The sequence below is a fragment of the Xanthomonas sp. F1 genome (assembly GCF_014199855.1).
This window is the reverse complement of sequence record NZ_JACHOK010000018.1, coordinates 1-13602: the sequence shown is the minus strand read 5'-3', so window position 1 is coordinate 13602 and position 13602 is coordinate 1. Positions and strand designations below refer to the sequence as shown.

Sequence of the window (13602 nt, the reverse complement as noted above, 5' to 3'; positions counted from 1 at the left end):
GCGATCGCGACGATCTGGCAGGAGTTGCTGGGTGTGGAGCAGGTCGGGCGCCAGGACAACTTCTTCGAACTGGGCGGACACTCGCTGCTGGTGATCGGCCTGATCGAGCAATTGCGTCTACGCGGGCTGAGCGCTGACGTGCGCAGCGTGTTCATGGCGCCGACGCTGAGTGCGCTGGCGGAGCAACTGCTGCTGGCGGCGCCCGCGCCGCCGCGTGACGCGGTACCGCCGAACCGGATTACCCCGGCGACTGCGGCGATCACGCCCGACCTGCTGCCGCTGGCGAGCCTGACCCAGGCGGAGATCGACCGCCTGGTGGAAAGCGTGCCTGGCGGCGTTGCCAACGTCCAGGACATCTATCCGCTGGCGCCCCTGCAGGAAGGCATCCTGTTCCATCACCTGCTGGAGCACGACAACGGCGGCGACACCTACCTGCTGTGCACCGTGGTGGCATTCGACGGCCGCGCGCGTCTGGATGCGTTCCTGGACGCCTTGCAGCACGTGATCGATCGCCACGACATCCTGCGCAGCGCGGTGCACTGGGAGGAACTCGCCAAGCCGATGCAGGTGGTGCAGCGCCGCGCGGTACTGCCGGTCCACGAACTGACCCTGTCGGCGGACGCGCCGGCGCAGGCGCAACTGCTGGCCCAGACCGACCCACGGCGGATGCGGCTGGATCTGCGGCAGGCGCCGATCCTGGCGGCTCACGTGGCACGCGATCCGGCGACTGGCGATTGGCTGCTGGCCCTGCTGAACCATCACATTGTTTGCGACCATATTGCACAGGATCTGATCCTGTCGGAAATCCAGGCCGTGCTGCAGGGCCAGCAGGCTGCGCTGCCGGCGCCGATGCCATATCGCGATTTCATCGCAAGGGCGCTGGCAGTGTCCGAGGCGGAGCACGAGGCGTATTTCCGCGCGGAGCTGGGCGACGTGGACGAACCCACTGCGCCATTCGGGGTGCTGGACGTCCAGGCGGAGAACGCAGGCGAACTGGACGAGGCACGGCAACGGTTGGACGAGACGCTGGCACAGCGGATCCGCGAGGCCGCTCGGCAGCAGGGCGTGACCCCGGCCGTGCTGTTTCACCTGGCCTGGGCGCGGGTATTGGCGCAATGTTGCGGACGCGACGACGTGGTCTTCGGCACCGTGCTGTCGGGACGCCTGCAGGAGACCGAAGGCGCCGAGCAGGTCGTGGGGATGTTCATCAATACCTTGCCGATCCGGTTGCCGCTGGCAGGTCTGGATGTGGCCGGGGCGGTTCAGGATACCTATCGCCGGCTCGGGGCATTGCTGCCCCACGAGCAGATGCCGCTGGCCCTGGCCCAGCGCTGCAGCGGCGTGCAGCCGCCGGCACCGCTGTTCACGAGTCTGCTCAATTACCGCCACAGCCACGAAGTCAGCGAACCCGCCGAGGTCGCGGCGAAGGTGTCCGCCTGGGAAGGTGTGTGGGTGGTGGATGGTTTTGCACGCACGAATTATCCGCTGACGGTCTCGGTGGACGACCTGGGGCAGGGATTCGGCCTGGCGATCTGGTCGGTGCCGGGCATCGACAGCGCACGCGTGCTTGGCTACGTGGAGCGGGCCATCGCAACTCTGGTCCAGGCCTTGGCGGAAGACCCGCAACGCTCGCTCACGCAACTGGACGTACTCTCGCCGGAGGAGCGCGAGCTTGTCGTGTCCGGTTTCAACGCGACGCAGGCGGACTACCCGCACGACCAGCCGATCCACGCCCTGTTCGAGGCGCAGGCAGCGCGGCAACCGCAGGCCGTGGCGCTGGACGGCGCCGGGGAGCTGGTGAGCTATGCCGTGTTGAATCGCCGCGCCAACCGCGTGGCGCAGCGGCTGATCGCGCTCGGGGTCAAACCCGACGATCGCGTCGCGCTGTGCATGGAGCGCAGCGTCGGCATGGTGGTCGCGCTGCTGGGCATCCTCAAAGCCGGTGGCGCCTACGTGCCGCTGGATCCGACGTACCCGGCCGAACGCCTGTCCTATCTGCTCGCCGACATCGCGCCGGCGGCGATCCTGGTGCAGTCGATATCGCGCGATCGGCTTCCTTCCAAGGCTGCGCATGCCAGCATCCTGGTGCTTGATGAAATCGAGGCCGCTCCACTGCCTGCGGCGGTGCCCGATCCGATCGTGCCGGGCCTGACGTCGCGTCACCTGGCCTATGTCCTCTATACCTCCGGTTCGACCGGGCAGCCCAAGGGGGTGATGATCGAGCACCGCAGCGTCGTGCGGCTCGCAGTCAATGCCTCCTATGCGCCGCTCAGCCCGGACGACTGCGTCGCGCACTGCGCCAATCCGGCATTCGATGCGTCCACCTGGGAGATCTGGGGCGGCTTGCTCAACGGCGCACGCCTGCTGGTCGTGGCGCAGGAGGACGTGCTCGACCCGCAGGCCCTCAACCGTGTGCTGGTCGAAGGCAAGGCCTCGGCGCTGTGGATGACCGCCGGCCTGTTCAACGAGTACGTCAACGTACTGGGCCTGGCCTTCGCCGGCTTGAAGTATCTGCTGGTCGGCGGAGACGTTCTGGACCCGCGCAGCGTGGCGCGCGTGCTCAACGGCGCACTGCCGCCGCGTCACCTGCTCAATGGCTATGGTCCCACCGAGGCGACGACCTTCGCGACCACCTTCGAGATCGCGACGTTGCCGGACGCTGCCCGGACCATTCCCATCGGCCGGCCGATCGCCAATACCCAGGTGTACGTCCTGGGGCCGCACGGAGACCCGGTGCCGGTTGGGGCCGCAGGTGAAATCCATATCGGCGGGCCAGGCGTGGCACGTGGCTATCTGAACCAGCCGGAGCTGACCGCGCAGCGCTTCCTCGCCGATCCCTTTGCAGCCGATCCCGAGGCACGGATGTACCGGACCGGGGATCTCGGTCGCTGGCTGCCGGACGGCACGCTGGATTATCTGGGACGCAACGACCTGCAGGTGAAGATCCGCGGCTTCCGCATCGAATTGGGTGAAATCGAGGCCAGGCTGGCCGCGTGCGACGGCGTTGCCAAGGCCGTGGTGATCGCACGCGAGGATGCCGTCGGCGACAAGCGGTTGCTGGCCTACGTCGTGCCGCAAGTCGGTGCAGAGGTAACGGCTGCCGCGCTGCGTGCGACGTTGTCGCGAGTGCTGCCGGAGTACATGGTACCCGGCGCGTTCGTGATGCTGGAGGCGCTGCCGCTCACGCCTAACGGCAAGCTCGATCGCCAGGCGCTCCCGGCACCGGATCAGGCTGCGGTCGCCAGCCTGGCCTACGAGGCGCCGGTGGGCGAGCTGGAGCAGGCGATCGCAGCGATCTGGCAGGACCTGCTTAGAATCGAGCGGGCGGGGCGCCACGATCATTTCTTCGAGTTGGGCGGGCACTCTCTGCTGGCGGTACGGCTGGTCACACGGCTGCGTGCCGCGCTGGGCGTGGAGCTGGCGCTGCGCGACGTGTTCGCGCAACCCACACTGGCGACGCTGGCCCGTACCGTGTCCAACGCGGCCGCGTCGGCACAGGGTGCGATTCTGCCGGTACCGCGCGGCGAGGCGCTACCCTTGTCGTGGGCGCAGCAGCGGCTATGGTTCCTCGACCAGCTCGACCATACGGCGAGCGCTTCTTACCACATCGTGACGGCGCTTCGTCTGTCCGGTCTCCTGGACCGGACCGCATTGCAGGCCAGCCTGGATCGCATCGTGGCGCGGCACGAAAGCCTGCGCACGACCTTCGTCACCGTCGAGGGCGAGCCGTGGCAGCGCATCGCCGCCGCTGACAGCGGCTTCGCCCTGGCCGAGCATGACCTGTGCGGTATGGACAGCACTGCCCAGAAGGCGGCAATCGATGCCTTGGGCGGCACCACGGCGCGCGCGCCCTTCGATCTGGCGCGCGGCCCGCTGATCCGTGGCCACTTGCTGGCACTGGGCGAACGCGAGCATGTGCTGCTGGTCAGCCAGCACCACATCATTTCCGACGGCTGGTCGATCGGTATCCTGGTGCGCGAGGTCGCGGCGCTGTATGCCGCTTTCTGCCAGGGCGAGCCGGATCCGCTGCCGCCATTGCCGATCCAATATGCAGACTATGCCGCTTGGCAGCGTCGGTGGCTGCAGGGCGAAGTGCTGCAGACACAACTGGAGTTCTGGCGCACGCATCTGGCCGCAGCTCCGGCACTGCTGGAACTGCCGACCGACCTGCCGCGCCCGGCGGTGCAACGCTATCGCGGCAACCGCGTGCCGGTCCAACTGAGCGCCGACCTCAGCGTGGCGCTGCGGGCGTTCTCGCAACGGCACAACGTCACCCTGTACATGACCCTGCATGCGGCCTGGGCGTCATTGCTGTCGCGCCTGAGCGGGCAACACGACATCGTCATCGGCAGCCCGGTGGCCAACCGCCCGCGCGCGGAGACGGAGCCCTTGATCGGGTTCTTCGTCAACACGCTGGCGCTACGTGTGGACCTGCAGGCCGATCCCAGTGTGGCCGCGCTGCTGGCCCAGGTCAGGGCGACGACGCTGGAGGCCTACGCGCACCAGGATCTGCCGTTCGAGCAGGTGGTCGAAGCCCTGCAGCCCGAGCGCAACCTGAGCTATAGCCCGGTGTTCCAGGCCTGGTTGAATCTCAACAACGCGCCCGGCGCCGGCGAATTGGACCTGCCCGGCCTGACCCTGGAGAACCTCGACACCGAGCAGCGGACGGCGCGCGTCGACCTGTCCTTGTCGCTGACCGACATGCCCACGGGCTTGACGGGCAGCCTGGTCTACGCCACGGATCTGTTCGTGCAGCAGACCGCACAGCGGATCGTCGGTCATTGGACGACCCTGCTCGCGGCCATGGTGGCCGACGACACGCAGTCGGTGAGCCGCCTGCCGCTGCTGTCGCCGGTCGAGCGGTCGCAGGTGCTGCACGGGTTCAATGCCACGCAGTCGGCGTACCCGCAGCAGGCTCTGATCCACGGCCTGTTCGCGGCGCAGGCGGCGCAGCAGCCGGATGCCCCGGCGGTGGAGTACGACGGCCAGGTACTGAACTACGGCGAGTTGAACCGCCGCGCCAACCGGCTCGCGCACCACCTGATCGGCCTGGGCGTGCGCCCGGACGAGCGTGTCGCGCTGTGCACCGAGCGCAGCCTGGAGCTGGTGGTCGGCGTGCTGGGCATCCTCAAGGCCGGCGGCGCCTACGTGCCGCTGGACCCGGCTTATCCGGCCGAGCGCCTGGCCTACATGCTGGCCGACAGCGCGCCGATGGCGGTGGTCACCCAGGCCGCGCTGCATGTGCAGTTGCCGATGCTGAGCAGCGCCGCCGCGCCCGTGCTGGTGCTCGAAGACCTGGCGCACGACGATGCCACTCCGACGCACGATCCGGTGGTGCCGGATTTGCACGCGAAGCACCTGGCCTATGTCATCTACACCTCCGGTTCCACCGGCCAACCCAAGGGTGTCATGGTCGAGCACCGCTCGGCGGTGAACTTCTGGCAGGTGATGGCCCGGACCACGCACCGCCAATGTCCGGCCAATGCGCGGGTGGCGTTGAACGCGGCGTTCTCCTTCGACATGTCGCTCAAAGGGCTGCTGCAGCTGCTGTCGGGCCACTGCCTGGTGCTGATCCCGCAGGCGCTGCGGGCCAATGCCGCGGCGCTGGTGGAGTTCCTGGAGCAGCAGCGCATCGATGCGGTGGACAGTACGCCTTCGCAGCTGGAGGCGTGGCTGGCGGCCGGGCTGCTGGCGCCGGGAGCGCGGCGGCCGCGCAGCGTGCTGTTGGGCGGCGAAGCGATCGGGCCGCACCTGTGGGAGCGGCTGCGCGCGTCCACGCAGGTGGGCTTCCACAACATGTACGGCCCCACCGAGTGCACGGTGGACGCGACGATCGAGGAGGTGGCAGCCTCCACGGGCGGGCCGGCGATCGGCAAGCCGATCGCCAATGCGCGGATCTACCTGCTGGATGCGCAGGGACAGCCGGTCCCGATCGGGGTCGCAGGGGAGATCCACATCGGCGGAGTGGGGGTGGCGCGCGGCTACCTGCACCGGCCGGAGTTGACCGCGCAGCGGTTCCTGGACGATCCGTTCGCGGAAGAGGCGGGGGCGCGGATGTACCGCACCGGCGATCTGGGCCGCTGGCGCGCCGACGGCACGCTGGAGTATCTGGGACGCAACGACTTCCAGGTGAAGGTACGCGGGTTCCGGATCGAGCTGGGCGAGATCGAGGCGCGGCTGGTGGCATGCGCAGGCGTGCGCGAGGCGGTGGTGCTGGCGCGCGAGGACGTGCCGGGCGATCAGCGGCTGGTGGCGTACGTGGTGGCGGAGGCGGGCGTGGAGCCGTCGGCGGCGGCACTGCGCGAGGCGCTGGCGCAGGCCTTGCCGGAGTACATGGTGCCCAGCGCGTTCGTGACGCTGGAGGCACTGCCGCTCACGCCCAACGGCAAGCTGGACCGCAAGGCGTTGCCGGTTCCGGGGCAGGCAGCGGTGGCCAGCCGTGCCTACGAGGCGCCGGTGGGGGAGGTGGAGCAGGCGATCGCGACGATCTGGCAGGAGTTGCTGGGTGTGGAGCAGGTCGGGCGCCAGGACAACTTCTTCGAACTGGGCGGACACTCGCTGCTGGTGATGCAACTGGTGATCCGGATCCGCGAGCGCCTGCAGGTTGAGGTGCCGCTACGCGCGCTTTTCGAGCAACCGACCTTCTCGTCGCTCGCCGTGATGGTCGTCAATGAACAGCTGAAGCTCTTCTCGACATCGGACGTCGTAGCGGTCGAGGACGGATTGAGCGATCTCTCCGAGGAAGAACTCCTCGCCCTGCTAGCCAACGGTGTCGACCATGAGCGCTGATGAGAGCCAGACCTTGCAACACCTGCGGCGCGCAGTCGCGCTACAGCAACTGCGGCAGCGTGGCGATGCCCCGCAGGCACCTGCGGCGACGGAGGCGATCCCATCGGCCGATCGCCATGCCGCGCTGCCGCTTTCGTGGGCGCAGCAGCGGTTGTGGTTCCTGGACCAACTCGATCATGCCGCGAGCGCCGGCTACCACATGCCGGCGGCGCTACGCTTGCGCGGCATCCTGGATCGTGCGGCGTTGCGGGCCAGCCTGGACCGGATCGTGGCGCGGCACGAGAGCCTGCGTACCACCTTCGTCAGCATGGACGGCAAGCCAATCCAGGTGATCGCATCGGCGAACAGCGTCTTTACCCTGCACGAGCACGACCTGCGCACGCTGGACGCCGACGCGCGGCAAGCTGAAGTCGCCCGGCTGGGGAGCGACGAAGCGCTGGCGCCTTTCGACCTGGCGAGCGGCCCGCTCATCCGGGGCCGCTTGCTACAAATGGCCGACGACGAGCACGTCCTGCTGGTGACCCAACACCACATCATCTGCGACGGCTGGTCGATTGGCGTGCTGGTACAGGAAGTCAGCGCGCTGTATGCGGCCTTCAGCCAGGGTCGGCCCGATCCGCTGCCGTCATTGCCGATCCAGTACGCCGACTACGCGGCTTGGCAGCGGCAGTGGCTGCAGGGCGACACGTTGCAACGGCAACTCGCATTCTGGACGGCGCATCTGCGTGGCGCGCCGGCCCTGCTGACGTTACCGACCGACCGGCCACGCCCGGCAGCACAGAGCTATAGCGGCGATCGCGTGGACGTCAGGCTGAGCGCGGACCTGACCGCAGCGCTGCGTGCGCTGGCACAGCGCCATGGCGCGACCCTGTTCATGACGTTGCTGACGGGATGGTCGGCCCTGCTGTCGCGTCTCAGCGGGCAGGACGACATCGTGGTCGGCAGTCCGGTGGCAAACCGGCAACGCTCGGAGCTGGAGCCCTTGATCGGCTTCTTCGTCAACACCCTGGCCCTGCGCGTGGATTTGAGCGCAGATCCCAGCGTCGCGGCCCTGCTGGCCCAGGTCAAGGCGACGACGCTCGATGCTTACGCGCACCGCGACCTGCCGTTCGAACAGGTGGTCGAGGCCCTGCAACCGGAGCGCAGCCTGGGCCACAGCCCGGTGTTCCAGGCCATGCTTGCCTTGAACAACACCCCGCGCGGCGGCGACCTGCAGCTTCCCGGCTTGGCACTGTCGGCGCTACCGACCGTGCGCCAAAGCGCGCAATTCGACATCGCGCTTTCCCTCTCCGACGATCCGGACCACGGCCTGTCCGGGAGTGCGATCTACGCGACCGATCTGTTCGATCGCGCCACGGTGGAGCGCATGCTCGGCTACTGGAGGACGCTGCTCACCGCCATGGCTGCCGACGACAGCCTGCCGGTCGGTCGGCTGCCGCTGCTCGATGCCCACACTCGCGCGCAGCTGCTGGCGGCGTCCACCGCTACCGCCACTGCCGTGCCTGCGTTCCCGATGCTGGCGCATGCGCTGTTCGAGGCGCAAGTCGCCGCTCGTCCAGACGCGCTCGCACTGCATTTCGATGGCCAGTGCCTCAGCTACGCGGCGTTGAACCGTCGCGCCAATCAGGTCGCGCACCTGTTGCGCACACTGGGTGTACGGCCCGACGACCGGGTGGCGATCTGCATGGAGCGCGGCGTGGAGATGCTCGTCGGCGTGCTGGCCACTTTGAAGGCCGGCGGTGCCTACGTGCCGCTTGACCCGGCCTACCCGACGGAGCGGCTGGCCTACATGCTGGACGACAGCACGCCGGTGGTACTGCTGACGCAGGCGGCGCTCGTCGACGACCTGCCGGCGGTTGGCCTGCTGCGTACCCTGGTCATGGATGCGGACGGCGACGATGCCGCACTGATCGCGCGGCAGCCGTACGAGAACCTCGATGCCGGTGCCGTCGGGCTCGTTCCGAGCCACCTTGCGTACGTCATCTACACCTCCGGCTCCACCGGGCTGCCCAAGGGCGTGATGGTCGAGCACCGTAGCCTGTGCCATCTGGCGGCGGCGCAGACCGCGCTGTTCGATGTCGGCGCGCAGAGCCAGGTGCTGCAGTTCGCCTCGATCAGCTTCGATGCCAGCATCTTCGAGATCGTGATGGCCTGGTCCGCCGGCGCATGCTTGCATATGGCGCCGCGCGAGGCCTTGCGTCCTGGTCCCGCATTGCTGGAGACCTTGCGCCAGCGCCGCATCAGCCACGCGACCTTGCCGCCTTCCGCGTTGATGGCCTTCGCCGCCGAGGACCTGGCCGACGCGGACATGACGCTCGTGGTCGCAGGCGAGGCATTCCCGCCCAAGGCCTGCCAGTGGGCAGGCGGCAACCGCGTGTTCAATGCCTACGGCCCCACCGAGACCACGGTATGGGCGACGGCGTACCGCTGCATGCCGCAGGACCGCGCGGCCTCGGTTCCGATCGGCCGGCCGATCGCCAACACCACGGTCTATCTCCTTGGACGGGATGGCGAGCCGGTGCCGCCCGGGGTGGTTGGTGAAATCCACATCGGCGGCGCGGGTGTCGCGCGCGGCTACCTGAACCGGCCAGAGCTGACCGCGGAGCGCTTCCTGCCCGATCCGTTTGCCGCCACCCCCGGGGCGCGGATGTATCGCACCGGCGACCTGGGGCGCTGGTTGCCAGACGGGACGATCGACTACGTCGGACGCAACGATTTCCAGGTCAAGGTGCGCGGTTTCCGTATCGAACCGGGCGAAGTCGAGGCACGGCTCATTGCCTGCGCCGGGGTGCGCGAAGCGGCGGTGATCGATCGTGCCGATGCGGCAGGAGGCGGTGCGTTGGTGGCGTATGTCGTGCCGCAGGAGGACGTCATCCTGGAGGCACTGTCGCTGCGCGACCAGTTGCTGCGTGGTCTCCCTGACTACATGATCCCGAGCGCGTTCGTAACGTTGCCGGCGCTGCCGCTCACGCCCAACGGCAAGCTCGATCGCAAGGCACTGCCGGCGCCGGACCAGGCCGCGGTCGCCAGTCGCCGCTACGAGGCGCCGTTGGGGGAGGTGGAGCAGACGCTAGCCGCAATCTGGCAGGAGTTGCTGGCGCTGGAGCGGGTCGGCCGGCATGACCATTTCTTCGAACTGGGTGGGCATTCCCTGTTGGTGATCAGCCTGATCGAGCGCCTGCACCAGGCCGGGCTGGAGGTGCAGGTGCGCACCGTCTTCGACGCCCCAACGCTGAGCGCGCTGGCGGCACGTCTGCACCGCGGCGGGGGCGGCGCCTCACCGAGGCAAGCCGTCGCAAACCCGATCACAGCGCAGACCACCCGTCTTACGCCCGCATTGCTGCCGCTGGTGCAGCTGAGCCAGGACGCCATCGACCGCATCGTCGACGGCGTACCGGGCGGCGTCTCCAATATCCAGGATATCTACCCGTTGGCGCCGCTGCAGGAAGGGATTCTGTTCCACCACCTGCTTGGCGGCGCTGGCGACACTTACCAACTGCGCCTGACGCTGGCATTCGACGATCAGGCGCGGATGCGCAGCTTCCTGGAACTGCTGCAAGTGGTGATCGACCGTCACGATATCTTGCGGACCGCGGTGTTCTGGGAAGACCTGCAGCAACCGGTCCAGGTCGTGCACCGGGAGGCGCCGTTGCGCATCGTGGAGCTGGCCACCAGCACGGACGCACCGGTATTGGCGCAGTTGCTGGCCCAGACCGATCCGCAACGGCTGCAACTGGACCTGCGCCAGGCACCGATGCTGGCCGCCTACGTGGCGCGCGACGTGGCGGCGGGCGATTGGCTGGTCGCATTGCTGAGCCATCACATGGTCTGCGATCACATTGGCCTGGACCTGGTGTTCTCCGAGGTGCAGCAGTTGCTGCAAGGTCACGGCGACCACCTGCCCACGCCGATGCCGTACCGCAATTTCATCGCCCAGACCAACGCGCTGCCCGAGACCGAACACGAAGCCTATTTCCGCGAGCAGTTCGGCGACGTCGAGGCACCGACCGCACCGTTCGGCATCCTCGCCGCACGCGAGCATGGCGTAGCGCAGCAGGAGAGCAGCCTGCCGTTTGACGACGCGCTATCGCGGCGCATCCGCGACACGGCGCGCGGGCTCGGCGTGACCCCGGCGGTGCTGTTCCACGTCGCGTGGGCCCAGGTCCTGGCCGAGTGCAGCGGCAGCGACGATGTCGTGTTCGGTACCGTGCTGAGCGGGCGGATGCAGGGCTCGGAGGGCGCCGACCGGGTCGTCGGCATGTTCATCAATTCGCTGCCGATCCGCTTGCCGCTGGCGGCGCTCTCGGTCGAAGAGGCAGTGCGCGACACCTATGCGCGCCTGACTGCACTGCTGGCGCACGAACAGGCGCCGCTGGCGCTGGCGCAGCGCTTCAGCCGGGTACCGTCGCACCTGCCATTGTTCACCGCGTTGCTGAACTATCGCTACAACCAGGGCAGTGGCAGTACGCAGAGTTCGGCATTCGACCCGGCGGGCTGGGACGGCATTCGCCTGCTTGCCAGGAGCAAGACCCATGGCAGCTATCCAGTGACGATGTCGGTGGAGGACTGGGGCCAGGCCCTGGGTCTGTCGGTGTTGTGCGTGCCGGAGATCGACGGGCAGCGTCTTATCCGCTACTTCGAGACGACAATGCGTGCCCTGGTGGACACGCTGGCGAATGCGCCGTCGACTCCGGTCCGGCGCCTGCCGGTGTTGCCGGCAGCCGAGGTCGCGCACATGCTCGCCGTCGGCAGGGGAGAATCGACAGCGCCCGCGCAGCCCGGACTGGTCCACGAGGCGTTCCAGGCGCAGACGCAGCGCGCCCCGGACGCGACGGCTCTGATCTTCGGCGATTCGCTGCTCAGTTATGACGCACTCAATCGGCGTGCCAACCAACTGGCGCACCATTTGCGCTCGCTGGGCGTGAAGCCGGATGCGCGGGTCGCCATCTGCATGGAGCGCGGCATCGAGATGGTGGTGGCGCTGCTTGCGGTGCTCAAGGCCGGAGGGGGCTATGTGCCGCTGGACCCGGCCTATCCGGCCGAGCGTCTGGCCGACATCCTGCGCAGTGACCCGCCCCTGGCCTTGCTGACCGTCGCAGCGGTGGAGGACAACCTGCCGGCGTTGAGCCTGCTGCGGGTCGTGGTGATCGACGATGATGCAGCGATCGCGCGTCAGCCACAGCACGATCCGGAGCCGGCAGCCATCGGCCTGACCGAGGACCATCTAGCCTACGTGCTCTACACCTCTGGGTCGACCGGGCAGCCCAAAGGCGTGATGGTGACGCATCGCAACGTCGGCACCTATCTCGCCCACGCGCATGGCGCCTACCTGCATGACGACGTTTGCGGCGCCGTGGTCGCCACGCCGCTGGGATTCGACGCGACGGTGACCACGCTGCTCGCGCCATGGCGGGTGGGCAAGCCGGTGGTACTGCTGCCCGAGGACCGCCAGCACTGCCTGGCCGAAGTGCTTCGCTACTGCCTGCGTCCCGAACCATGGCTGTTCAAGCTGACGCCTGCGCACCTGGACGTGCTGGCTGGCCTGAACGATGCGCCTACCGTGAGCACGCGCCACCGCCTGGTCGTCGGCGGCGAACAGTTGAGCGTGCGCACCCTGCATCGGTTCCGCGAACGCGTGCTTCCTCACGCCATCGTGGTCAACGAGTACGGCCCGACGGAAGCGACGGTGGGCTGCACGACGTTTGTCAGCGATGGCCACGGCGAGGGCGCCCTGCACGAGAGCGTGCCGATCGGCCGTCCGATCGCCGGCGCGCAGATCTATGTACTGAGCACGAGCGGCATGCCGGTGCCGGCCGGCGTGGTCGGCGAACTGCACATCGGCGGTGCAGGGGTCGCGCGCGGCTATCTGAATCGGCCCGTGTTGACCGCCGAGCGCTTCCTGCCGGATCCATTCACCAGTGAGCCCGAGGCCCGGCTGTATCGCACCGGCGACCTGGCCTGCTGGTTGCCTGATGGCAACCTGCAGTTTCTGGGGCGCAACGATTTCCAGGTCAAGATCCGCGGTTTTCGCATCGAGTTGGGCGAGATCGAAGCCAAGCTGGCTGGCTGTGCCGGGGTGGAGGAGGCCGTGGTAGTGGCGCAGACCGACGGATCCGGCGATGCGCGCCTGGTGGCCTACGTCGTTTCCGCCGACGAGGCCGACCTGCAGGCGACCGCGCTGCGCGCCACCTTGTTGCGCAGCCTGCCCGACTATATGGTGCCTGGTGCGTTCGTGACATTGGCGGCGCTGCCGCTGACGCCAAATGGCAAGCTGGACCGCAAGGCCCTTCCGGCACCGGATCAGGCCGCGCTGGCCAGCCAGGACTACGAGGCCCCGGTCGGCGAGGCAGAATCCACCATCGCGGCGATCTGGCAGGAACTGCTGGGCCTGGAACGGGTCGGGCGCCACGACCACTTCTTCGAACTGGGCGGGCACTCGCTGCTCGCAGTGCGCCTGGTGACGCGACTGCGTACCACGCTGGGCGTGGACGTGACGCTGCGCGACGTGTTCGCGCAGCCGACGCCGGCACTGCTGGCGGGTAGCATCGCCGCCGCGGCAACGACGCCGCAGGGGGCGATCATGCCCGTCGACCGCGAAGACGCCATGCCGCTGTCGTGGGCGCAGCAGCGGCTGTGGTTCCTGGACCAACTGGACCACGCCGCGGGTGCGGCCTACCACATCCCCGCGGCGCTTCGCTTCAGCGGGGCCCTGAATCGTGCCGCGCTGCGCGCCAGCCTGGACCGGATCGTGGCCAGGCACGAAAACCTGCGCACGACCTTCGTCAGCGCGGAGGGCGAACCGCGTCAGGTGAT

At 68.4% G+C, this 13602-nt stretch carries 2 protein-coding genes; both read left to right on the top strand.

Annotation, left to right across the window (positions count from 1 at the left end; translation table 11 throughout):
• The first annotated feature begins 3 nt into the window (after window positions 1-3).
• Window positions 4-6789, top strand: a complete 6786-nt coding sequence (locus GGR71_RS20810) for an amino acid adenylation domain-containing protein (protein ID WP_456362652.1) — start codon at window positions 4-6, stop codon at window positions 6787-6789.
• Window positions 6779-13602 (top strand): non-ribosomal peptide synthetase (locus tag GGR71_RS20805; protein ID WP_184452282.1); only part of this gene is annotated, 6824 nt, incomplete at its 3' end. The genes GGR71_RS20810 and GGR71_RS20805, both read left to right, overlap by 11 nt.